Raw genomic sequence first — 24577 nt, 5'->3', positions numbered from 1 at the left:
GCGCACACGACAATGACTGGATCGCGCCGGGCGGGCGCCCATGAAGGCGCGGCGGGAGACCGACTTTGCGTATCAGGCGGTGTACCGCTACCTGACCCGACTGATGGCCGGCTGTGGCCCGGATGAAAGCATCCGTTTGCCGTCCCTGCGGCAACTGGCCGACCGTCTGAACGTGTCGATATCGACCATCCAGTGCGCCTACTCGCTGCTGGAGAAGGAAGGGCGGGTGTATTCGGTCGCCAAGTCCGGCTATTTCGCCCGCGCCGTCTCGTCTGTGCCGTCGCCGGACGACGACCGTGACCTGCTGGAGACCGTCTATGTCAGTGCCCGCTGGCCGGGCATGAAAGTGCTGAGCGGTGACGAGCCGGCGTCGATCCAGCCTTTGGACAGCCCGCTGCTGGTGCTTGAGCGGGAGCTGCTGCGCCAGTATCCCCGGCCGTCGCAGTGGCTGGCGCCTCCTTGCGGCGAGCAGCAGTTGCGGGCAGCCGTGGCGGCCCGCTACACCACGTCGCACCGGCACTGCTGGCACGCGGACGACGTGTACGTCGGCGCCGACCTGCGCGGGGTGCTGGAGATTCTGATCGCCGTGCTGGATCTCAGGCATGCCACCCTGGTGGTCGAGTCGCCGTGCGACTGGGTGATCCTGCGCCTGCTGCAGTCGGCGCAGGTGCAGGTGATCGAGTTGCCGTTGCAGGCCGCAGGCGGGCTCGATGCGCAGCGGCTGGAGGATCTGCTCAAGACCCGGTCGGTGGCGCTGATCCTGTTGTCTTCCGGGTTGAGCATGCCCCGGGGCAGCCAAGTGCCGGCGGATAACCGGCAGTCCATCGCGCGCCTGCTGGCCCGGCACGGCACCTGGGTGCTGGAGAACGATTGCTACAGCGAACTCGACGAAGGCCTCGACCGCTTGCGCCTGCGCGACTTGCTCGACCCTGACCGCCTGCTGGTGTTCTCCTGCTTCGAGACGTTCATCGGTGCGGAGGCGCCGTACGGCTACCTGCTGTCACGGCAGTGGCGCACGGAGCTGCAGCGGCATTTCCTGTTGCGTTCGTTCCGCCTGTCGCCTATCCGCCAGAAGGCGATCGCACGCTTGTATGACAGTGGGCGGCTCGATCAGCACTTGGAGTCGTTGCGCCGCCGCTTGAGAGAGCACCGCACGCCCATGGTCGAGCTGTTGCGCGAGCGGCTGGGGGAGAGCCTGCAGGTGGTCGAGCCCCAGGGCGGGGCGACGCTTTGGGTGCGCGCCAGGCGCCCGGTGGACATGCGCGACGTCTTTCGGCGCCTGCTCAAGCAGCAGGTGGTGATCGCGCCTGGAGAGCTGTTCAGTCTGCAAGGGTTGCATGCCCAGCACCTGCGTTTGAGCCCCCTCGGCCTGGATGCCCGGGATGCCTCGGGCACGGTAGGCCTGCTGGCGGATGCGCTGCGTCTGGCGCCGCTGCGGTGAGCGGAAAAAACATTAAATGTTGTCAGGATAGATCCCATCGCACTGCGGTCGAAGTGCCAGTAAACTGCGCGGTATTTCCTGAACCACTCTCTCTCAGAGGTTTTGCATGACACTCAGTCCTTTTGCGGGCAAACCGGCACCGACAGATCTGTTGGTCGACATCCCGCGACTGGTAACGGCCTATTACACAGGTCAACCGGATGCATCGGTCTCCACCCAGCGTGTGGCGTTCGGCACTTCCGGGCACCGGGGCAGCTCCTTCGACTTGAGTTTCAACGAGTGGCACGTGCTGGCCATCAGTCAGGCCATCTGCCTGTACCGTGAAGCCCAAGGCATCACCGGGCCGCTGTTTGTCGGCATCGACACCCATGCGCTGTCGACCCCGGCGGGCGCCAGCGCCCTGGAAGTGCTGGCGGCCAACGGCGTGACCGTCATGATCGCCGCCGGCGACGAATACACGCCGACCCCGGCGGTGTCCCACGCGATCCTTTGCTACAACCGCGGACGCACGTCCGGTCTGGCCGACGGCATCGTCATCACCCCGTCGCACAACCCGCCGCAAAGCGGTGGCTACAAATACAACCCGACCAACGGCGGCCCGGCCGACACCCACATCACCAAGTGGATCGAAGCCAAGGCCAACGAACTGCTGGCCAACAAGCTGGCCGGGGTCAAACGCATCAGCTACGAGCAAGCGCTCAAGGCCGACACCACCCACCGCCACGACTACGTCAACACCTACGTGGCCGACCTGATCAACGTCATCGACTTCGACGCGATCCGCGCAGCCAAGCTGCGCCTGGGCGTCGATCCGTTGGGCGGAGCAGGGGTGCGCTACTGGTCGGCGATCGCCGAGCACTACCGTCTGGATCTGGAGGTGGTGAACAAGCAGGTCGACTCGACCTTCCGCTTCATGACTGTCGACTGGGATGGCCAGATCCGCATGGACCCGTCCTCCAGCCACGCCATGCAAGGCCTGATCGGCCTCAAGGAACGCTTCGACGTGGCGTTCGCCTGCGACCCGGATCACGACCGTCACGGCATCGTCACCCCGAGCGGTGGCCTGTTGGCACCGAACAATTACCTGGCCGTGGCCATCGACTACCTGTTCCAGAACCGTCCGCAATGGCGCGCCGATGCCGCCGTGGGCAAGACCGTGGTCAGCAGCGGGCTGATCGACCGCGTCGCCAAGCGTCTGGGCCGTCGTCTGTACGAAGTGCCGGTGGGCTTCAAGTGGTTCGCTGACGGCCTGTTCGACGGTTCGCTCGGCTTCGGCGGCGAAGAAAGCGCCGGCGCCTCGTTCCTGCGCAAGGACGGCGGCGTCTGGAGCACCGACAAGGACGGCCTGATCCCTTCGCTGCTGGCCGCCGAAATGACCGCCCGCACCGGCCGCGATCCGAGCCAGGCCTACCGTGCCCTGACCGACGAGCTGGGCGAGCCGTTCTCGGTGCGCGTGGACGCCAAGGCCAACCCTGAGCAGAAGGCGCTGCTGAGCAAGCTGTCGCCGCAGCAGGTCACCTCGACCGAACTGGCGGGCGAGAAGATCCAGAGCATCCTCAGCCACGCGCCGGGCAACGACCAGGCCATCGGCGGCCTGAAGGTGATGACCGAAAACGGCTGGTTCGCGGCGCGTCCGTCGGGCACCGAGGACATCTACAAGATCTACGCCGAAAGCTTCATCGGCGACGACCACCTCAAGCAACTGGTGGCCGAGGCGCAGACCCTGGTGGACGGTGCGATCAGCGCGAAGTGACCACGGATCCTGCTGCACCCTGGCCTCTGCGGGCGCGGGCTTGCCCGCGAAAGCGGTGGTTCAGGCACTGAAGATGTTGGAAGAGCCTGACAGTGATGCGTGAAACAGAAAGGGGCGACCACTACGGTCGCCCCTTTTTTTGCCTGCGTGTTCGGCCGTCAGGCCAGGTCCACCAGGACGACCTCGCTGTCTTCGATGGCCGTGACCGTCAACACCTGTTCCTGGGCCACCGCGACGCCGTCCCGGGCCTGGGCGCGCACACCGTTGACCTCGATGACGCCGGTGGCCGGCACCAGATAGGCACGGCGTCCGGCGTCCAGGCGATACTCCGCCGTTTCGCCGGCCTTGAGATTGGCGGCCACCAGGCGCGCATCGGCGCGGATGCGCAGGCTCTGGTCATCGCCGTCCTTGCCGCTGGCCAGCGTCACGAAACCCTCGCGCTCGCCTTTGGGGAAGGGCTTGGCGCCCCAAGAGGGCGGCGCGCCGGTTTCGGTCGGCAGGATCCAGATCTGGAAGATCTTGGTGTCGCCCGCTTCGAGGTTGTATTCGCTGTGCGCGATGCCGGTGCCGGCGCTCATCACTTGCACATCGCCCGCTTCGGTGCGGCCCTTGTTGCCCAGGTTGTCCTGGTGGCTGATCGCGCCTTCACGGACATAGGTGATGATTTCCATGTCCCGGTGCGGATGGGTGGGAAAGCCGGTGCCGGGCGCGATGATGTCGTCGTTCCACACGCGCAGGTTGCCCCAGCTCATGCGTTGGGGGTCGTAGTACTCGGCGAACGAAAAATGGTGATGGGCATCCAGCCAGCCGTGGTGGGCGCCGCCCAGCGAGCTGAAAGGTCGGAGTTCAAGCATGGTCGTGATCCTCGATAGGTTCCCGGAGCAGCGGGGGATGACGGGCATCATCTATCAGGGAGTCATCGATAAAAAGCGTAAAAAGTGCGCCATAACAATCGAATCGATCGATGTTTATGAACCTCGAAACGGTCTCACCCAGCCTTCAATTCGTCGTCTAACCCCATGACGCGCAAGCATTTCGCTAGAACTCGAAAGCAATTCCAGACACCATAGCGCTCAACCGTTTCAGATGCCGGAGTCCGTCAGCGTGGCGCAGCACACCCCCGATCTTCCTCCCGAACTTCGCCCCTTGGCCGAGATGCCGTGGTTCAAGCGCCTGGCCGCCCGTTTCCTGGGGCACGGCCTGACCCGCTTGCGCGCCCAGCACCGGTCGTCGTGGCTGCACGGTCAGGCCGACGGCTTTCGCAGCGGCCACACCGCCGGCGTCGAGTACGGCTATAAGGAAGGCCGGCAGGACGGACTGGAAGAGGGCCGCCAGATGCTGCTGATCCGTGACAGCCGCAGCACCGAACATCGGCCGCCGTCCATCGATGACCACCTGTTCGATGACTGGCGCCTGCCGCTCACCCCGGAGCTGAAGAAGCGGATGAAGGCCGATGTGGCGCGCCTGCTGCCGGCCCAGGCCCAGCCGAGCGCGGCGCAGTGGAAGATGATCTTCAGCGACACGCCGTCGACGTCCGTGGTGGCCGGTGCCGGCGCCGGCAAGTCGACGACCCTGGTGCTGCGGATCCTGCTGCTGACCCATTACCTGGGCTTCGAGCTCGACTCGATGACCGTGGTGACGTTCACCCGCGAATCGCGCCGGGACTTCATCAGGAAGCTGATCGAACTGTTCGCCCTGTGGGGGCGGCCGCTGGAGCAGAAGCAGGCGCGCGACCTGGTGCGCACGTTCCACTCGCTCATCCTGCCGATGGTGCGCAGCCTGCCGGGGTTCGAGCGGTTGCAGGCCTTCGAGAACCTCAGCAACCGGCCCCAGGGCGGCGATGACGAGGCAGACAGCAATCCGTTCGACCTGCGCATCAACGAGGCCCAGCGCCAGCGGCTCAATGCCTGTTACCACCGCTTGTACACCGAGGATGAGCGTTTCCGTCAGTTGGTCCAGCCATTGTCGCGGCATGCCTTGCAGCTCAAGGAGCTGGAGCGCGACCACCCGGACGTGCAGAAGCGCATGGCGGTGACCGAACTGGCCGCCAAACGCGATGAAGAGCTGTGCGACGTGATTGAGGACTTGTGGTTCCGGGCCGGGGCCTGGCCGATCAAGGGGATCGAGCCGAACCGCCAGACCTTTGAGATCAACGGTGCCCGTTTCCATTGCCACGGCTACATCCCGAGCCTGGATGCCTGGGTCGTGCTCGGCTTCGATGCCGGCGAAAACCCCCAGACCTGCCGGCCGGGCGCCAAGCTGACGGTGCGCGCCGAGTGGGCCGTGAAACGCACCCTGTTTCAAGCTTTCTGTCGTAAACCATTGATTTGGTTGGACAATTACGAAATGTCGAAGCGGGTTCTGGCCACGCTGGCGGGGGATGCGAGCGCAGGCCCCGGCTTCGACTACAAGGTCAAAGGCGAGTTGGCTTCCGCACCGCTGCTCGACTGTTTCGTCGGCGCCGCCGGCTTCATCGAGAACCTGGGGCTGGACGTGCCGGACGCGGTCGGCCGCATGAGTTTCGCCAAGGACGACCCCGACCGGTTCTTCTTCGAGGCCTTGAGCCTGTTTTGGCGCGCCCTGGAAGATCACCTGCTGGATCAGAAGCCGCCGGTCATGACCTACAACCGCATGTTCGCGCTGTTCAGCGAGCACTCGCCGGAAAACCTCAAACTGCTCGGCGATGACCTGCTGCGGCCGATGTCGCACCTGATGATCGACGAGTTTCAGGACGTTTCGCCGCAGATCGTCTCGTGGATCCGCGCCAGCCTGGGCGAGATCCGCAGCCGCGGGCCGTCCATGCATGTCGGGCGCGGGGCGCAACGCTCGTCGCTGCTGTGCGTGGGCGATGACTGGCAGTCCATCTACGGCTGGCGCGGCAGTTCGCCGAGCTACTTCATGGCCTTCAACACCGAGTTCCCGTCGCCGGCCACCACGCGGGTGATGCTCAGCGAGAACTACCGCAGCCACCAGCACATCATCGATGCGGCGGAGCATGTGGTGCGGGCCGCTCCGGCGATTCCCGGGAAAAAGGCCAAGGCCTGCGGCGAGGCCGGCGAACTGCGGCCGGTCAACGTTATGGAGCGCGATGACGCCGCATTGGCCCAGCGTTTGGCGGAGCATTACCGGAAAGGCGATTCGATCTTGATGCTGTATCGAAAAAGTAGCGATAAGTCATTGATTGAACAGCATATTCAGTCCGTAGTTAATGTGGATTCTAGCTTGCCGTACGACGCCCGGCGCCTGAAGCAACTGACCTTTCACAGCGCCAAGGGCCTGCAGGCCGACGCGGTGTTCATGCTGGGAGACTGCCAGCATTTGACCAGTTCCCCCTACAAGAACCAGGTCTACCGCATGGCTGGCCTGGGCAAGGCCGGCGACAGCGAGCCGTACGACAGTGCGCAAAAGGATGAGATCCTGCGCTTGGCCTACGTCGGTATCACCCGTGCGGTCAGTCACTGCTATTGGTATGTCGAACCCCAGGACGGGCCAGCGGTGAACATGCCGCGGGCATCGGACAGGGTCGATGGGGGCAAGCCGTTCTTCGCCGACCGGCGCCCGGAGAAAAAGACCGCCTGAATCGACCGACCAACAAAAAGCCCGCTATCGCTAGCGGGCTTTTTCTTTATGGATCATGTGGTTATGCGTAACTTCTCAACGATTCCGGAGGAGTGAACGCGTCCAGTTCATCCTCGACCGCCTCGATTATTCGTTCGACATCCGCAGCGTTCATCACGGTGGCGCAGGGAATGCCCGCGATCGCGATCAGGGTTTCGCCGCTGGCGCGGTCGAACAGACGGGCGATCATGCTGCCCGGTGCGTCCATCTTCGCCTCGAATCCCATGGGATGAAAATGCCAGCGCATCAGCTGGCAGGCATTGGGAAAGGTGACTTTGCTTGAGGCTCTATTCATGTGTTGCCCGCCTTCTTCATCGAGCGCTTCCGTTTGCTCAGGGTAGGTGGGAAGAGCCTTCATTGGCTCAACCGGTGGGTGCCATTAAAAGTAGCACCTGGATGTGAAAATCCTGTGAGAATTTTCAGGCCGTTTGGCGATTGCGCGGATTATTTTGATGTAAGTCACGAACCATACGGCTGCGGCCGACGAAGTGCCGCCGCGGTTCGGTCATTGCCCGGGCGTCTGAAGTTGGGCAAGCTCGGTGCTTTTGGCAGAGATCCTTATGCACGCCGACGACGACGGCCCGGAGCAGTCCCCGGCCACCCGCGAAACGGTCATGCGCTATCACCTGAGCTGGAAGCGCCGGGATCTGGACAGCGTGATGGCGCTCTACCATCCGGCCATCCAGTACAACGACTTTTTCCAGAACCGTGTGCTCGGCCTCGATGAACTGCGCGAGTACGTGCGGGTCAGCATGCCGCGCGAATCCGACGAAGCGCTGGAGCATTGCGACCGGATCCGCATCGACGGCAACACGGCGTTCATTCAGTACGAGGTGACGTTGCGCGGCGGCAGCGGCCTGGTGTCGTTCCGCTCCAGCGAAGCGATCACCGTCAAGGACGGCTTGATCTGGCGCGTCAACGAATACGCCTCGCTGGTGCGGGAAACGGCCGCTGCGGCCCAGGCGTCGAACCGGCGCCCGGCGGCGAGCCGCCTGGGGTTGTCGCCGCGCCAGTTGAGCTTCATGGCCGATGACCTGCAAAGCTATTTCCAGCGCCAGCAACCGTACCTCGACCCGGAACTGGACCTGCAGCGGGTGGCGAAGGAGTGCGGCTACAGCCGCAACCAGATTTCCTACTTGCTCAACCAGGTGCTGGGGCAAAGCTTCTATCGCTACGTCAATCAGGCCCGCCTGCAACATGTGTTGCGGGGCCTGGACACCGCCACGCCGCCGCTGCGCATCGATGAACGGGCCTTCGCTGCCGGCTTCAACTCGCTGTCGGCGTTCTACAGCTGCTTTCGCCAGCACACCGGGCAGTCGCCCAAGGCTTACGCCAAACAAATTTCTTTGCGGGCACGCGCGCAAGACAGCCCTTGAGTCCAGCCACTAGGATCGCCGCCATCGACCTTTTGATTGGCGGAGTCTTGCATGCCGGCGTGGCGCAACATCAGTTTGTGGATGGATCAGCTCGACGAGCCGCTGACCGCGCGGCCGGCGCTGGAGCAGGACCTGGACGTCGACGTGGCGATCATCGGCGCCGGCTACACAGGGCTGTGGACGGCGTACTACCTCAAGCGGCTGGCGCCGGGCCTGGACATCGCCATCGTCGAGGCGCAGACCGCCGGGTTCGGCGCGTCCGGGCGCAACGGCGGCTGGCTGATGGGCAACCTGCTGGGCGAGGACCGCTTGCTGGCCGGGCTGTCTCCCCAAGAGCGCCGGGCGTCCTACGACCTGCTGCACAGCATTCCCGATGAAGTGGAAGTTGTTCTTGAGCGCGAAGGCATCGACTGCGATTACCGCAAGGGCGGTGTGCTGTACTGCGCCGCGCGTTACCCGGAACAGGCGGCGAGCCTGCGCCAGTACCTCGACAAGCTGCACGCCCAGGGCCTGAGCGACAACGACTACCGCTGGCTCGGCCCCGAGCAGTTGGCGCAGCAGCTGCGGATCGCCAAGCCGTACGGCGCGATCTTCGCCCCCCACGTGGCGACCCTTCACCCGGCCAAACTGGTGCGCGGCCTGGCCCGCGCCGTCCAGCGCATGGGCGTGAAGATCTACGAAAACAGTCCGGTCACCCATTGGCAGGCCGGCAGCCTGCGCACCGACAAGGCCAGCGTGCGCAGCCGCTGGATCGTGCCGGCCGTCGAGGGCTATTCGGTGACGCTGCCGCCGCTGGGCCGCTATCAGTTGCCGGTGCAAAGCCTGATCGTCGCCACCGAACCGCTGTCGGCGGCGGTCTGGGACGAGATCGGCCTCAATGGCGGCCAGGCGTTCAGCGAGTTCAGCCGCCAAGTCACGTACGGCCAGCGCAGCGCCGACAACCGCCTGATCTTCGGGGCCCGGGGCGGCTACCGGTTCGCCGGCAGGCTGCGGCACGACTTCGACCTGACCCGCGATGAAGTGCAGCTGCGTCGCTATCTGTTCGGCGAGCTGTTCCCGCAACTGAAAAACGTGCAGATCACCCACGGCTGGGGCGGCAACCTCGGCATGTCCCGGCACTTCAAGCCGCACATGCTCTGCGATCGCGCCAACGGCATCGCCTTGTCCGGCGGCTACGGCGGCGAGGGCGTCGGCGCCAGCAACCTGGGCGGGCGCACCTTGGCCGACCTGATCCTGGAGCGCGACAGCGAGCTGGTGCGCCAGCCCTGGGTGCTGCCGGACGGCGGGATCCACGCGCTGCGCGCCTGGGAGCCGGAGCCGTGCCGGTGGCTGGGCTACAACGCGATCATCAAGAGCTTCGTCCATGAGGACCAGACCCTGGCCAACCCGGCCACGGCGCCCTGGCGGCGCAAGCTGGCCACCCGGGTGGCGGGCTTCATGGAAGGTTTCATGCATTGAACCCCAGCTTCAATCCCAAGACAGGTAGCCCTATGAGCATCACCCAGTTCAAAAACACCGCCACGATGCCGCTGGATGAATCCAATCCGGTGGCCGTTCCCCTCGGCACGCCGGTGGCGGTCGCCTCGACCACCAGCGTCGAGCGCGACGACGGCGTCGAAACCGGCGTCTGGGCGTGCACGCCCGGCCGCTGGCGCCGGCAGATCACCGCCCAGGAGTTCTGCCATTTCATTTCCGGCCGCTGCACCTTCACCCCCGACGGCGGCGGCGAAACCCTGCACATCCAGGGCGGCGACGCCTTGATGCTGCCGGCGAACACGCTCGGCGTCTGGGACATCCAGGAGACCGTGCGCAAGACCTATGTCCTGATTTTCTGACTTTCCGATCTTTGATTGCCTGCCCGCTTCACGACAAAAAAGACAACAGCACCCACAGGTATCCCCATGATCCAGAAAACCCTCTCACTGGCGCCGCTGCTGCTGGTCGCCTCGCTCAGCCACGCGGCCGACACGGTCAAGGTCTACAACTGGTCCGACTACATTGCGCCGGACACCGCGAAGAACTTCGAGAAGGACACGGGCCTGGGCGTCACCTACGACGTCTACGACAGCAACGAAACCCTCGACGGCAAGCTGATGACCGGCAAGTCCGGCTACGACGTGGTGTTTCCCTCCAACCATTTCATGGCGCGGCAGATCCAGGGCGGGGCGCTGAAGAAGCTCGACAAGAGCCAGCTGCCGAACTGGAAGAACCTCAACCCGGTGCTGCTCAAGGCGCTGCAGACCAACGATCCGGGCAACGAACACGGCTTCCCGTACCTGTGGGGCAGCACCGGCATCGGCTATAACGTGGCCAAGGTCAAGGCTGTGCTGGGCGAGGGTGCGCCGCTGGATTCCTGGGACCTGATCTTCAAGCCCGAGTACATGCAGAAGCTGCAGAAGTGCGGGGTGGCGATCCTCGACAACGGCCCGGAACTGCTGCCGGCGGCGCTCAACTACCTGGGCTTGCCGCACCACAGCAAGAACCCCGAGGACTACAAGAAGGCCGAAGCGCTGCTGATGAAGGTGCGGCCTTATGTCAGCTACTTCCATTCCTCCAAGTACACCAGCGACCTGGCCAACGGCGACATCTGCGTGGCGGTGGGCTTCTCCGGCGACATCCTGCAGGCGGAAAACCGCGCCAAAGAGGCGAAGAACGGCGTCGAGATCGGCTATTCGATCCCCAAGGAGGGCGCCGCCATCTGGTTCGACATGGTCGCGATGCCGGCCGACGCGCCTGACGAGAAGGCCGGCTACGCGTTCATGAACTACCTGCTGCGCCCGGATGTGATGGCCGGCATCAGCAACTACGTGCACTACGCCAACGGCAACGAACAGGCTGACGGTCTGATCGACCCGGCCATCAAGGGCGACACCAAGGTCTATCCGAGCCCCGAGATGATGGGCAAGCTGTTCGCGCTGGAGGCGATGCCCCTCAACATCGACCGGATCCGTACCCGCGTATGGAACAAGATCCGCACCGGCAGCTGATCAATCCCCCCCAAAAAAACGTAGGAGCGAGCCTGCTCGCGATGCGTGGATCCCTCGGCAGTCACGTTGAAGGATGCGCATCGCGGGCAGGCTCGCTCCTACTGTCGTTCAGGTGCCGGCCTACGCCCGGTTGCACTAATAAAGTGCAGGAAAGTGAGACGCCTTCGGCAAAAAACAATTAACCCCTATTTAATATTTAAATAAGAAATCGTCAGACAATTCGGCAAATTCACCAAAGTTCAAACAATTGTCCAACAGCACATGCTTTGTTTACGGGAGCTTTGCGGAAAAGTTCGTTTTGAGTTCGAAAAAACGCTAGACGTTCGATTTCAAATTGTGTCAGGTTGCGAATGCCTTCATTGGGCGAGTGATAGGACAATCTCGCCAGAGGTTGTCGCTATCTGACAAAAACTGTTCCATTGCTAAACAAGGAAGTGTGTTTATGTCGAAAGTAAAAGCTAACGCTATTGATACGGCCGAACAGGCATTCCAGCTGTCGGCGGCAAACCCCCTGGCGGCGTCCAGCACCGCCTGGAACCAGATCAATAGCTTCAGCCATCAGTACGATCGTGGCGGCAACCTCACGGTCAATGGCAAACCCTCCTATTCCGTCGACCAGGCCGCCGATTACATCCTGCGCGACGGGGCTGCCTACAAAGACTTGGACGGCAGCGGCAAGATCGAACTCACCTACACGTTCCTGACCTCGGCATCGTCCAGCACGATGTACAAGCACGGGATCAGCGGGTTCAGTCAGTTCAGCGCCCAACAGAAAGCCCAGGCCGTGCTCGCCATGCAATCCTGGGCCGACGTGGCCAACGTCACCTTCACCGAGAAAGCCTCGGGCGGTGATGGCCACATGACCTTCGGCAACTACAGCGGCGGCCAGGACGGCGCGGCGGCGTTCGCCTATCTGCCGGGCACCGGCGCCGGCTACGACGGCACTTCGTGGTACTTGATCAACAGCGGCTACCAGCAGAACAAGAACCCGGACCTGAACAACTACGGCCGTCAGACCCTGACCCACGAGATCGGTCACACCCTGGGCCTGGCCCACCCCGGCGACTACAACGCCGGCAACGGCAACCCGACCTACAATGACGCCCACTACGGTCAAGACACCCGTGGCTACAGCGTCATGAGCTACTGGAGCGAAAGCAACACCAGCCAGAACTTCAGCAAGGGTGGGGTGGAAGCCTATTCGTCCGGTCCGCTGATGGATGACATCGCCGCGATCCAGAAGCTGTACGGCGCCAACATGACTACCCGTACCGGCGACACCACCTACGGCTTCAACTCCAACGCCGGGCGCGATTTCCTCAGCGCTACGTCGTCGGCCGACAAGCTGGTGTTCTCGGTGTGGGACGCAGGCGGCAAGGACACCTTCGACTTCTCGGGCTTCACCCAGAACCAGAAGATCAACCTCAATGAAGCGTCGTTCTCCGACGTGGGCGGCCTGGTGGGCAACGTGTCCATCGCCAAGGGCGTCACCATCGAGAACGCCATCGGCGGTTCGGGCAACGACCTGCTGATCGGCAACAGTGTGTCCAACGAGCTCAAGGGCGGTGCCGGCAACGACATCCTCTACGGAGCCGGCGGCGCCGACAAGCTGTGGGGCGGGGCAGGTGCGGACATCTTCGTGTTCGGCGCCAGCACCGACTCCAAGCCGGGCGCGGCCGACCAGATCCTGGACTTCACCTCGGGCCTGGACAAGATCGACCTGACCGGCATCACCAAAGGCGCCGGCCTGCACTTCGTCAGCGCCTTCACCGGTGCGGCGGGTGACGCGATCCTGACTACCTCGGGCGGCAACAGCACCCTGCAAGTGGACTTCTCCGGGCACGGCGTAGCGGACTTCCTGGTCAGCACCGTCGGCGTCGCGGCTGTCACCGACATCGCAGCGTGATGTGAAACGGGAAAGCGGCGCACGGTGCGCCGCTTTCTTCACTTGCATCGCCTCGCCCTGTGGGCAAGGCTACACGCCGGAGCGAAATGTCCCATGACCCGTAGCGCAATTTCCCGCAAGGCAGTGGCTTGGCTGTTGCCGACGCTGATGATGATTTCTGGAGAGACACCCATGGCAAGCAGCCTCAGACTCGAAGAACCTTCGACGTTCGCCGGCCCGTGGCAGGCGACCTTGAGCGACCGCAGCGACGCGCCGGATGCCCAGGCCCTGCAAGACAAGCCGTCGAACACCTGCGTCATCGAGCTTGAGCCGGACCAAACCCTGGGCAAAGGCGCCGACTGCCTGAGCGCCTGGCTGCAGGACAGCGCCATCGGCTGGTTTCCCGACCCCGACGGCCTGTCGATCACCGGCAAGGAAGGCTCAAGAATCCAGTTCTTCAGCCGACAACGTGATGGGCTTTATCTGAGCACTTTGAAGTCGGGCCTGGTGATCACGCTGGTGCGCGCCGCAGCGCAACCGTGACGGCCGTCCGAACGAACAGTTTGAATATAAATGACCTCGATGCAGTTATAAGCATTGCCTTGATAGCGACAACGCCGGTTAAACATCGCGAAAGTTGTTATTGAAGTGTAAGCGGACACTTGCAGAGTATCTCCCGGGCCATGCACGGGTTGTTTAATAAAGACTCGCCAAAGAATGGCGGGGAATATCATTCGGGAATTATCAATGAAGATGGCGAAGGCCCCAGTCACCGCACCGTTATTCAAGGCACTGGGTGACTACAAGGGCATTCTGATCAGCGTCGGTTGCTTTACCGCACTGATCAACGTGCTGATGCTGGTGCCCTCCATATATATGCTGCAGGTCTACGACCGGGTGCTGTCTTCGCAAAACGAAACCACCCTGGCGATGCTGTCGCTGATGGTGGTCGGTTTCTTCGCCTTCATCGGCCTGCTGGAGGTGGTGCGCAGCTTCATCGTGATCCGCATCGGCAGCCAGCTGGAGCGCCGCTTCAACCTGCGGGTCTACCAGGCCGCGTTCGAGCGCAACCTGTTCAAGGGCGAAGGCAACGCCGGTCAGTCGCTGAACGACCTGACCCATATCCGCCAATTCGTCACGGGGCCGGCGCTGTTCGCGTTCTTCGATGCGCCGTGGTTCCCGGTCTATCTGTTTGTGATCTACCTGTTCAATGTCTGGCTGGGCGTGCTCGCCACCGCCGGTGCGGTGCTGCTGATCGCCCTGGCGTGCCTGAATGAATACATGACCAAGAAGCCGTTGGGCGAGGCCTCCGGGTTTTCGCAGAAGTCCAGCCAACTGGCCACCAGCCATCTGCACAACGCCGAAACCATCCAGGCCATGGGCATGCTCGGCGCGCTGCGCAAGCGCTGGTTCCAGGTGCATTCGCGGTTCCTCGGCCTGCAGAACCAGGCCAGCGACACCGGCGCGGTCATCTCGTCCCTGAGCAAGACCCTGCGCCTGTGCCTGCAATCGCTGGTGCTGGGGCTGGGCGCCTTGCTGGTGATCAAGGGCGACATGACCGCCGGGATGATGATCGCCGGATCGATCCTGATGGGCCGGGTGCTGAGCCCGATCGATCAGTTGATCGCCGTGTGGAAACAGTGGAGCGGGGCGAAGCTGGCGTACCGTCGCCTGGACTCGCTGCTGCAGGCGTTCCCGCCCAGCGACGACAACATGGCGCTGCCGGCGCCCAAGGGCCAGATCAGTTTCGAACAGGTCAGCGCCGGCCCGCCGGGCCAGCGGATGCCTACCTTGCACATGGTCAACTTCAGCCTCGCGGCCGGTGAAGTGCTGGGCGTGCTGGGGGCTTCGGGCTCCGGCAAATCGACCCTGGCGCGGGTGCTGGTCGGCGTCTGGCCGGCCCTGGGCGGCACCGTGCGCCTGGACGGCGCCGACATCCACCGCTGGAACCGCGATCAGCTCGGTCCGTACATCGGCTACCTGCCCCAGGACATCGAGCTGTTCAGCGGCACCGTGGCCGAAAACATCGCCCGCTTCAGCGATGCCGATCCGCAGAAGGTCGTGGCCGCCGCCCAGCAGGCCGGCGTGCACGAGATGATCCTGCGCCTGCCCAAAGGCTACGACACCCCGCTGGGCGAGGACGGCAGCGGCCTGTCCGGCGGCCAGAAGCAGCGCGTGGCCCTGGCCCGCGCCATGTACGGCACCCCGAGCCTGGTGGTGCTGGACGAGCCGAACTCCAACCTCGACACCGTCGGCGAGGCCGCGCTGGCCAGCGCCATCGCCCAGCTCAAGGCCCAGGGCACCAGCGTGATCCTGGTCACCCACCGTTCTTCGGTGCTGGCCCAGGCCGACAAGCTGCTGGTGCTCAACGACGGGCGCCTGCAGGCGTTCGGCCCGAGCCAGGACGTGCTGCGGGCGCTGTCCGGCAATCAGGAACAACCACGTGAGAAGACTGCGCAGGCACCGGCCGGGCTCAGCATGAGCCGGCAGTATCAGCCGACGACAAGGAATTCGGGTGTATGAGCAGTGCAAGCATGAACACAACCAACGAAGCGTCGCTGGAAAACGACTACACCCGCGAACGTCCGGAGCGCGACGCGAAGTTCTTCGCCCGGATGGGCTGGATCCTCGCGCTGGCCGGCGCCGGCAGTTTCTTCACCTGGGCGGCCCTGGCGCCGCTGGACCAAGGCATTCCCGTGCAGGGCACTGTGGTGGTGTCGGGCAAGCGCAAGGCCGTGCAGTCGATGAGCGCCGGGGTGGTCAGCCGCATCCTGGTGCGTGAAGGCCAAAGTGTGAAGCAGGGCCAGCCGCTGTTCCGCCTCGACCAGACCCAGGTCGCCGCCGACGTGCAGTCGCTCCAGGCCCAGTACCGCATGGCGTGGGCCAGCCTGGCGCGCTGGCAGGCCGAGCGCGACAACCTCAAGCAGGTGACGTTCCCGGCCGAACTGAGCAACGATCCGGATCCGCGCCTGGCGCTGGTGCTCGAAGGCCAGCGTCAGCTGTTCAGCAGCCGCCGCGAGGCGTATTCCCGCGAGCAGGCCGCGCTGCGCGCCAGCATCGAAGGCGCCAGTGCGCAACTGGCCGGCATGCGCCGCGCCCGCACGGACCTCAACGCCCAGGCCGATTCGCTCCAACAGCAGTTGAGCAACCTGCAACCGCTGGCGGACAACGGCTACATCCCGCGCAACCGCGTACTCGAATACCAGCGTCAGCTGTCGCAAGTGCAGCAGCAACTGGCGGAGAACACCGGCGAAAGCGGGCGGGTGGAGCAGGGCATCCTCGAATCGCGCCTGAAACTGCAGCAGCACGGCGAGGAATACCAGAAAGAAGTGCGCAGCCAACTGGCCGACGCCCAGCTCAAGAGCGTCACCCTGTCCGAGCAGTTGACCTCCGCCGGCTTCGATTTGCAGCACAGCGAGATCCTGGCCACCTCCGACGGCGTGGCGGTCAACCTCGGCGTGCACACCGAAGGCGCCGTGGTGCGCCAGGGCGAGACCTTGCTTGAGATCGTTCCGCAAGGCACCAGCCTGGAAGTGGAAGGCCACCTGCCGATCAACCTGATCGACAAGGTCGGCACCCACTTGCCGGTGGACATCCTGTTCACCGCGTTCAACCAGAGCAAGACCCCACGGGTGCCGGGCGAGGTCAGCCTGATTTCCGCCGACCAGATGGTCGACGAGAAGACCGGCGCGCCCTATTACGTGATTCGCAGCAGCGTCAGCGACCAGGCCATGGAGAAACTCAACGGTCTGGTGATCAAGCCCGGCATGCCGGCGGAAATGTTCGTGCGCACCGGCGAGCGTTCACTCCTCAACTACCTGTTCAAACCGCTGCTCGATCGGGCCGGCTCCGCGTTGACCGAAGAATAAGGATGTTCGGCTGTATGAATAAGCTTTCCATGCTGGCGGCAGCGTTCGCGCTGCTCGCAGGCAACAGTGCGGTGGCGGCCGTGGGGCCGTTCGAGATCTACGAACAAGCGTTGCGCAACGACCCGGTGTTCCTCGGCGCGATCAAGGAGCGCGACGCCGGCCTTGAGAACCGCGCCATCGGCCGCGCGGGGCTGTTGCCCAAGCTCGGCTACACCTACAACAAGGGCCACAACGACTCCAAGGCCACTCAGCTCAACAGTCGCGGCAACATCACCGAAGACCGCAAGTACAACAGCTACGGCTCCAGCCTGACCCTGCAACAGCCGCTGCTTGACTACGAGGCCTACGCCGCCTACCGCAAGGGCGTGGCGCAGTCGCTGTTCGCCGACGAAAACTTTCGCGGCAAGAGCCAGGAGCTGTTGGTGCGGGTGCTGGACAACTACACCAAGGCCCTGTTCGCCCAGGATCAGATCGACATCGCGCAGGCCAAGAAAAAGGCCTACGAGCAGCAGTTCCAGCAGAACGAGCATCTGTTCAAGTCAGGCGAGGGCACCCGCACCGACATCCTGGAAGCTGAATCGCGCTACGAGCTGGCCACCGCCGAAGAGATCGAGGCGCGCGACGAACAGGACGCGGCGCTGCGGGAGCTCGGCGCCCTGACCGGCGTGCCGGCCATCGACATCGGCGACCTGGCGCCGCTGGACCAGAACTTCCAGACGTTCACCCTGCAACCGGCCAACTACGACACCTGGCACGAGCTGGCGATCAGCAACAACCCGAACCTGGCCTCACAGCGCCAGGCCGTGGAAGTCGCACGCTACGAAGTGGAGCGCAACCGCGCCGGGCACCTGCCCAAGGTCAGCGCCTACGCGTCGATGCGCCAGAACGAATCGGAAAGCGGCAACACCTACAACCAGCGCTACGAGACCAACACCATCGGTTTTGAAGTGAGCGTGCCGCTGTACGCCGGCGGCGGGGTCTCGGCCTCGACCCGTCAGGCCAGCCGCAACATGGAGCGGGCCGAATACGAACTGGACGGCAAGACCCGCGAGACCCTGATCGAGCTGCGCCGCCAGTTCAGCGCCTGCCTGTCCGGCGTGAGCAAGCTGCGCGCCTATCAGAAGGCGCTGACGTCGGCCGAAGCGCTGGTGGTGTCGACCAAGCAGAGCATCCTCGGCGGCGAACGCACCAACCTGGACGCGCTGAACGCCGAACAACAACTGTTTACCACCCGCCGCGACCTGGCGCAGGCACGCTACGACTACCTGATGGCCTGGACCAAGCTGCACTACTACGCAGGCACCTTGAGCGAGCAGGACCTGGCCCGGGTGGACGAAGCCTTCGGACAAGGTCCCAAAGGCCGGATGAATTGATGGCGGCCTTCACCATAGGGGTAGGTGAAGGGATTGCAGCACTAAAACAACAATAGAAAAACGAGTGGTGAACATGGACGTACACTTCAAGCCGGCAGCGGTCGGCACCCTGTTGCTCGCGATTTCCGTGGCGCAGGCCCAGGCGCAGTACCTCGAAACCGGCAAGGCCGGCGATCCGGCCAGTTGGCGCAGCGCCGAGTTCCTGCGCGACTGGGGCCTGGGCCGCATGCAGGCCGACCAGGCGTATGCCGCCGGCATCACCGGCAAAGGCGTGAAGATCGGCGCCCTGGATTCGGGTTTCGATGCGCCCCATCCCGAGTTCTCCACGGACCGTTACCGCCCGGTGCTGGCCAACGGCAGCTACCTGGACGGCTCGCCGTTCAGCGTCAACGGCACGCTCAACCCCAACAACGACTCTCACGGCACCCACGTGGTCGGCACCATGGGCGCGGCCCGGGACGGCAACGGCATGCACGGGGTGGCGTACAACGCGCAGATCTACGTCGGCAACACCAACAAGAACGACAGCTTCCTGTTCGGTCCCAATCCCGACCCGCGCTACTTCAAGGCGGTGTACGACGCCCTGGCCGATGCCGGCGTGCGGGCGATCAACAACAGTTGGGGCAGCCAGCCGCCGGACGTCAGCTACCGCACCCTGGCCGACCTGCACGCGGCCTACGCCCAGCACTGGAACAAAGGCACTTGGCTCGATGCCGCCGCCGACGTGTCGCGGCGCGGCGTGATCAACGTGTTCAGCGCCGGCAACAGCGGTTACCCGAACGCCAGCGTGCGTTCGGCGCTGCCGTACTTCCAGCCGGACCTGGAAGGCCACTGGCTGGCGGTCTCGGGGCTGGACCAAGGCAACCAGCAAAAGTACAACCAGTGCGGCATCGCCAAGTACTGGTGCATCACCACGCCAGGGGCGAAGATCGACAGCACCATTCCTGACGGCGGCTATGCGGTCAAGTCCGGCACCTCGATGGCCGCCCCCCATGCCACGGGGGCGCTGGCGCTGGTGATGGAGCGCTACCCGTACATGACCAACCGCCAGGCGCTGGAGGTGCTGCTGACCACCGCCACGCAACTGGACGGCTCGGTCACCGAGGCGCCGACCACCCAGGTCGGCTGGGGCGTGGCGGACCTCGCCCGGGCGATGCGCGGGCCGGGCCAGTTGCTCGGGGCCTTCGACGCGAATCTTTCGCCAGGGCAGCGGGACGTGTGGAGCAACGACCTCTCCGACAAGGCGCTGATCCAGCGTCAGAACGAAGACCTCGCCGAACGCGCCGCCTGGCAGCAGACCCTGCAGAGCCGCGGCTGGCAGAGCGGCCTGCCGGCGGGCAGCAGCCAGCAGGACCAGACCGACTACGCGGTCGGCAGCCTTCGCGATGCCGCCGCGGCAGGCCGGGTGTATGAAGGCAGCCTGACCAAAAGCGGCGCAGGGCAACTGGTGCTCAGCGGCAACAACAGCTATCGCGGCGCGACCACGGTCAACGGCGGCCTGCTGACGGTCAACGGTTCGTTGACCTCGGCGGTCACCGTCAACGACGGCGGCAGCCTCGGCGGCTCCGGACGGGTCGGCGCACTGACCGCCAACCGCGGCGGGCGGGTGGCGCCGGGCAATTCCATCGGCACCCTGAACGTGGCCGGCGACGTGACCTTCGCCCCCGGCTCGACCTATGCGGTGGAACTGTCGCCGACCGCCAGCGACCGCATCGTCGCCGGCGGCACAGCCTCGGTGAGCGGCGCCACCGTCAGCCTGTCGCTGGAGAACAGTCCGACGCTGCTCAGCACCGTCGAGGCGAAAAGCCTGCTGGGCCGTTCCTACGACATCCTGCAAGCGGCGGGCGGCATTCGGGGGCAGTTCGCGGCGGTGGTGCCGGATTACCTGTTCATCGGCGGCAACCTGAGCTACGCCGGCAACGGCATTCAGCTCGATGTGCAGCGCAACGCGACGTCCTTCGCCAGTGTCGGGCAAACCCCCAACCAGCGTGCCGTGGCCGGTGCCGCAGAAGCGCTGGGAGCGGGCAACGCCGTCTACGAAAGCCTGTTGCTGTCGGCGACGGCGGCTTCGGCGCAGCAGGCGTTCCAGCAACTGAGCGGGGAAATCCATGCGGCCCTGGGCTCGATGCTGATCAACGACAGCCGTCAGTTGCGCGATGCCGTCGGCGAGCGGCTGCGCGACCCGCAGGCTGCGCAAGGCAACGGCTGGGTCAAGGCCCTGGGCGCCTGGGGCACCACGGACTCGACGCACGACACCGCCGGCTACAGCACCTCGCTCGGCGGCCTGCTGGCGGGCGTCGACGGGGCCTTGGACGAGCAGACCCGCATCGGCCTGGTCACCGGCTACAGTGACAGCTCGTTGAGCATGGGCTCCGGCACGCACGCGTCGGCCAAGGTCGACAGCTATCACTTGGGCGTCTACGCCGGCCGCGAGATCGAGGCCTGGCGCCTGAGCGCGGGGGCCGCCTACAGCTGGCACCGCGCCGACGTGAAGCGCGATCTGCAGTACGGCGACCTCAGCGCCAAGCAAAAGGCCAAGGTCGATGCCGCCACCACACAGGTGTTCGGCGAAGCGGCGTACCGGCTGGACGTGCAGCCGTTGGCGCTGGAACCGTTCGCCCACCTGGCCTGGGTGCATCTGGACAGCGACGGGTTCAAAGAGAAGGGCGACGCCGCCGCGCTCAAGGGCGGCGATGACCGCCGCGACGCGGTGCTCGGCACCCTCGGCGTGCGGGCGGGCAAGACGTTCGCCCTGCCGGCCGGCCAGGCCCTGGACGTCAGCGGCAAGCTCGGCTGGCAGCACAGCCTCAGCGACATCGAGTCGGAACGGCACCTGCGTTTCGCCAGCGGCACTGCGCCGTACACGGTCGAGAGTTCGCCGCTGGTGCGCGACGCCGCCGTGGTGGGCGTGCAGGCCAGCCTGGCGCTGAGTCGCGATGTGCGGGTGAACCTGGATTACGCCGGCCAGTTGGCCAGCCGCGAGAAGAGCCATGGGGTGGGCCTGAGCCTGAACTGGCAGTTTTGAAGGTGGGGAGGGGGCTGCAGCCGCGCCTCTTTGACGGCGGCCATGCCGTCGGGCGGGCGCCAGATCCCTCGCCACAGGGTGTTCCTCGATGCGTTGAGGAAAAAGGATTTTGTGCAACATCACTAAGGAAGGTCGCTGGATGAAAAACAACAACACCCCCGCGCAATCGGGTGGACGCTTTCGCCTGAAAACCCTCAACGGCGCGCTGCTCTGCGCGCTCGCCACCTGGGGCAACGCCCAGGCGGCGCCCTACGTGGAGAACGGCCGGGCCGGGGACCCGGCCAGCTGGCGCAGCGCCGAGTTCCAGGCCGACTGGGGCCTGGGCGCCATCGGCGCGGACTATGCCTACGCCGCCGGGTACTCCGGCAAAGGCGTGAAACTGGGGATCTTCGACCAGCCGGTGTACGCCGCGCACCCGGAGTTCTCCGGCGCGAACAAGGTCGTCACCCTGGTGACCCGCGGCATCCGCGAATACACCGACCCCTACATTCCGGTCAAGGCAGGCGATGCGTTTGTCTATGACGGCTCGCCTTCGGTGGGCTCCAACGGCAAGCTCGGCGCCCACGGCACCCACGTCGGCGGCATCGCCGCCGGCAGCCGCGACGGTGGGGTGATGCACGGCGTGGCGTTCGGCGCGCAGATCATCAGTGCCGACAACGGCGACCCGGGCCCGGAAGACGGGATCGTGCGCGGCAACGACGGCGCCGTGTACAAGGCCGGCTGGGATGCCCTGATCGCCAGCGGTGCGCGGATCATCAACAACAGCTGGGGGATCGGCATCACCGACCGTTTCGACCTCGGCGGCCGCGACCCGGCGTATCCGCACTTCACCGTCAACGACGCGCAACTGCAGTTCAACGAGATCCGCCAGCTGATGGGCACCAAGCCCGGCGGCGCCTACGACGGCGCCATCGCGGCGGCGCGCAGCGGGATCGTGACGATCTTCGCCGCCGGCAACGACTACAACCTGAACAACCCCGACGCCATCGCCGGCCTCGGTTACTTCGTGCCGGACATCGCGCCCAACTGGATGACCGTCGCGGCCTTGCAGAAGAACCCGGATCAGGGCAGCCCGATTCCGTACACCCTCAGCACCTTTTCCTCGCGCTGCGGCTACACCGCGAGCTTCTGCGTGTCGGCCCCCGGCACCCGGATCTACAGCTCGATCATCGAAGGCACCAACGCCGACAACCTGACCACCGGCTACGCCAACTACAACGGCACGTCGATGGCCGCGCCCCATGCCGCCGGCTCCGTGGCGGTGCTGATGGAGCGCTTCCCGTACATGACCGGCGCCGAAGTCGCCAGCGTGCTGCGCACCACCGCGACCGACCTGGGCGCACCGGGCATCGACGCCCTGTACGGCTGGGGCATGATCAACCTGCGCAAGGCCATCGACGGCCCGGCGATGTTCGTCACCGCCCAGGACATCCCGGCGGAGTTCCGCGTCGACGGCGCCTACGGCAACGGCCAGTTCGTCGCTGACCTGCCGGGCATCGGCGCGGTGCTGGACGCCGGCAAACCGACCCAGCGGCTGTGCACCGACATCACCTGTGGGCTCGATGTGTGGCGCAACGACATTTCCGGCCACGGCGGCCTGACCAAGCAAGGCCTCGGCACCTTGGTGCTGGCCGGCGCCAACACCTACGCAGGCCCCACCCTGGTGAACCAGGGGCGTCTCGCGATCAATGGCTCGCTGACCTCGGCGGTCACCGTCAACGACAGCGGCATCCTGGGCGGCAACGGCCGGATCGGTGCCCTGAGCGTGAAACGCGGCGGCACCGTGGCGCCGGGCAACTCCATCGGCACCCTGAACGTGGCCGGTGACGTGACCTTCGAGCCGGGCTCGACCTACGCGGTGGAGGTCTCGCCCACCAGCAGCGACCAGATCGTCGCCAGCGGCAAGGCGATCATCGACGGTGCCACGGTCAGCCTGTCCCTGGAGAACAGCCCGACCCTGCTGACCAGCGCCCAGGTCAAATCCCTGCTCGGCACCCGCTACGACATCCTGCAGGCGGCCGGCGGCATCGAAGGGCGCTTCGGTCAGGTGTTGCCGAACTATGCGTTCCTCGGCGGCATCCTCGACTACTCGACCGGCGGGATCGGGCTGACCGTCGCGCGCAACGGCGCATCGTTCGCCAGCGTCGGCGCGACCCCGAACCAGCGTGCCGTCGGCGCCGCCGCCGAAGCCCTCGGTGCGGGCAACGCCCTGTACGAAACCCTGCTGCTGTCGGCCACCCCGGCGGACGCGCAACAGGCCTTCCAGCAACTGACCGGCGAGATCCACCCGGCCATCGGCACGCTGCTGATCAACGACAGCCGCCACCTGCGCGATGCCGTGGGCGAACGTCTGCGCGAACGTGACATGTTCGACGCCGGCGCCCCCACCGACGACCGCAGCAACGCCTGGTTCAAAGTGCTCGGCGCCTGGGGCAAGAGTGACGGCGGGCATGACTACGCCGACTCCACCAGCTCCATCGGCGGGCTGCTGCTGGGTGTCGACGGTCTGGTCGCTGAAAATACCCGTCTGGGCTTCGTGACCGGTTACAGCGACAGCTCGCTGAGCATGGGCGAGGGCACGCACTCGTCGGCCAAGGTCGACAGCTACCACCTGGGCGCCTACCTGGGGCATCAGATGGACGCGTGGCGCCTGACCGTGGGCGGCGCGTACGGCTGGCACCGCATCGACGTCAAGCGTGACCTGGCGTTCGGCGACGTCAGCGGCAAGCAGAAGGTCAAGCGCGACGCCACCACCGCACAGCTGTTCACCGAAGCGGCCTACGACCTGGGCCTGAAACCGATGAACCTGGAGCCGTTCGTCAACCTGGCCTACGTGCACCTGAACAGCGACAGCTTCACCGAGAAGGGTGACGCGGCGGCGCTCAAGGGCGGCGAAGACAACCGCGACGCGGTGCTCTCGACCCTCGGCGTACGGGCCAAGCGCACGTTTGCCCTGACCGACAAGCAGCAACTGGAACTGGGCGCGAGCCTGGGCTGGCAGCACAACCTGAGCGGCGTGGACTCGAAGGAGCACCTGGCCTTCGCCAACGGCAACAGCGCGTTCACCGTGCAGAGCGTGTCGATGGACCGCGATGCCGCCGTGGTCGGCGTGCGCGCCGGGCTGGCGGTGGGCAGCGCCGCCCGTGTGAGCCTGGATTACAACGGACTGATCGGCGAGCGGGAAAAGGACCACGGCGTGGGCCTGACCCTCGACTGGGCATTCTGAGACGCTGTTTTTTGATGGAAGAGA

17 protein-coding genes are annotated in these 24577 nt (G+C 65.1%); 15 read left to right on the top strand and 2 right to left on the bottom strand.

Going from position 1 to position 24577, the window contains the following annotated elements; genetic code table 11:
* Nucleotides 1–40 precede the first annotated feature (40 nt).
* Both CAG33_RS17465 and pgm read left to right on the top strand, forming a co-directional pair.
* A complete protein-coding gene (locus CAG33_RS17465) occupies nt 41–1441 on the top strand; it encodes an aminotransferase class I/II-fold pyridoxal phosphate-dependent enzyme (protein WP_085639669.1) in 1401 nt (466 codons plus the stop codon).
* A 106-nt stretch (nt 1442–1547) separates the two neighbouring features.
* Nucleotides 1548–3194, top strand: a complete 1647-nt coding sequence (gene pgm, locus CAG33_RS17460) for a phosphoglucomutase (alpha-D-glucose-1,6-bisphosphate-dependent) (RefSeq protein ID WP_085632478.1) — start codon at nt 1548–1550, stop codon at nt 3192–3194.
* A gap of 158 nt (nt 3195–3352) precedes the next feature.
* Here the strand turns inward: pgm and CAG33_RS17455 are convergent, their stop codons facing one another.
* A complete protein-coding gene (locus CAG33_RS17455) occupies nt 3353–4048 on the bottom strand; it encodes a pirin family protein (protein ID WP_085639666.1) in 696 nt (231 codons plus the stop codon).
* Between CAG33_RS17455 and CAG33_RS28530 the strand changes: the two genes are divergently transcribed.
* Entirely contained in the window at nt 4047–4217 is a 171-nt protein-coding gene (locus CAG33_RS28530; protein WP_170930050.1) for a hypothetical protein, read from the top strand. The two genes, CAG33_RS17455 and CAG33_RS28530, sit on opposite strands and share 2 nt — an antisense overlap.
* A gap of 81 nt (nt 4218–4298) precedes the next feature.
* On the top strand, nt 4299–6773 hold the full coding sequence (locus CAG33_RS17450; RefSeq protein WP_085639766.1) for a UvrD-helicase domain-containing protein: 2475 nt from the start codon (nt 4299–4301) through the stop codon (nt 6771–6773).
* A 61-nt stretch (nt 6774–6834) separates the two neighbouring features.
* On the opposite strand, the gene CAG33_RS17445 is transcribed toward CAG33_RS17450, so the two are convergent.
* Nucleotides 6835–7107: a DUF1652 domain-containing protein gene (locus CAG33_RS17445; RefSeq protein WP_085583289.1), complete on the bottom strand. Its 273-nt coding sequence runs from the start codon at nt 7105–7107 to the stop codon at nt 6835–6837.
* 265 nt (nt 7108–7372) lie between these two features.
* On the opposite strand from CAG33_RS17445, the gene CAG33_RS17440 reads away from it, so the two are divergent.
* The 11 genes from CAG33_RS17440 to CAG33_RS17390 all read left to right on the top strand — a co-directional run bounded on the left by CAG33_RS17440 (nt 7373) and on the right by CAG33_RS17390 (nt 24553).
* On the top strand, nt 7373–8188 hold the full coding sequence (locus tag CAG33_RS17440; RefSeq protein WP_085583151.1) for an AraC family transcriptional regulator: 816 nt from the start codon (nt 7373–7375) through the stop codon (nt 8186–8188).
* A 51-nt stretch (nt 8189–8239) separates the two neighbouring features.
* Nucleotides 8240–9646 carry an FAD-binding oxidoreductase gene (locus tag CAG33_RS17435; protein ID WP_085639663.1) on the top strand — a complete coding sequence of 469 codons (1407 nt, stop codon included), beginning with the start codon at nt 8240–8242 and terminating at the stop codon, nt 9644–9646.
* A gap of 32 nt (nt 9647–9678) precedes the next feature.
* The gene (locus CAG33_RS17430; protein ID WP_085583147.1) at nt 9679–10023 is read left to right on the top strand and encodes a cupin domain-containing protein; all 345 of its coding nucleotides are present in this window, start codon (nt 9679–9681) and stop codon (nt 10021–10023) included.
* A gap of 66 nt (nt 10024–10089) precedes the next feature.
* On the top strand, nt 10090–11175 hold the full coding sequence (locus CAG33_RS17425; protein ID WP_085583145.1) for a polyamine ABC transporter substrate-binding protein: 1086 nt from the start codon (nt 10090–10092) through the stop codon (nt 11173–11175).
* 442 nt (nt 11176–11617) lie between these two features.
* Nucleotides 11618–13081: a serralysin family metalloprotease gene (locus CAG33_RS17420; protein ID WP_085583143.1), complete on the top strand. Its 1464-nt coding sequence runs from the start codon at nt 11618–11620 to the stop codon at nt 13079–13081.
* Between the two features lie 93 nt (nt 13082–13174).
* Nucleotides 13175–13603 carry an AprI/Inh family metalloprotease inhibitor gene (locus CAG33_RS17415; RefSeq protein WP_170930051.1) on the top strand — a complete coding sequence of 143 codons (429 nt, stop codon included), beginning with the start codon at nt 13175–13177 and terminating at the stop codon, nt 13601–13603.
* Nucleotides 13604–13807: 204 nt separating this feature from the next.
* Nucleotides 13808–15583 carry a type I secretion system permease/ATPase gene (locus CAG33_RS17410; RefSeq protein ID WP_085639659.1) on the top strand — a complete coding sequence of 592 codons (1776 nt, stop codon included), beginning with the start codon at nt 13808–13810 and terminating at the stop codon, nt 15581–15583.
* The gene (locus CAG33_RS17405; protein WP_085583137.1) at nt 15580–16929 is read left to right on the top strand and encodes an HlyD family type I secretion periplasmic adaptor subunit; all 1350 of its coding nucleotides are present in this window, start codon (nt 15580–15582) and stop codon (nt 16927–16929) included. The genes CAG33_RS17410 and CAG33_RS17405 overlap by 4 nt, the downstream gene beginning before the upstream one ends.
* Nucleotides 16930–16943: 14 nt before the next feature.
* Nucleotides 16944–18302, top strand: a complete 1359-nt coding sequence (locus CAG33_RS17400; RefSeq protein WP_256576742.1) for a TolC family outer membrane protein — start codon at nt 16944–16946, stop codon at nt 18300–18302.
* Between the two features lie 73 nt (nt 18303–18375).
* Nucleotides 18376–21327: an autotransporter serine protease gene (locus CAG33_RS17395; protein ID WP_085639653.1), complete on the top strand. Its 2952-nt coding sequence runs from the start codon at nt 18376–18378 to the stop codon at nt 21325–21327.
* Between the two features lie 139 nt (nt 21328–21466).
* Nucleotides 21467–24553, top strand: a complete 3087-nt coding sequence (locus CAG33_RS17390) for an autotransporter serine protease (protein WP_085583131.1) — start codon at nt 21467–21469, stop codon at nt 24551–24553.
* The last annotated feature ends 24 nt before the right edge of the window (nt 24554–24577 follow it).

Source organism: Pseudomonas sp. B3(2017), from assembly GCF_002113595.1.
In the GTDB taxonomy this organism is placed as follows: domain Bacteria; phylum Pseudomonadota; class Gammaproteobacteria; order Pseudomonadales; family Pseudomonadaceae; genus Aquipseudomonas; species Aquipseudomonas ekonensis.
The sequence above is the reverse complement of the archived record's forward strand: the minus strand, read 5'-3'. Positions and strand labels throughout refer to the sequence as shown.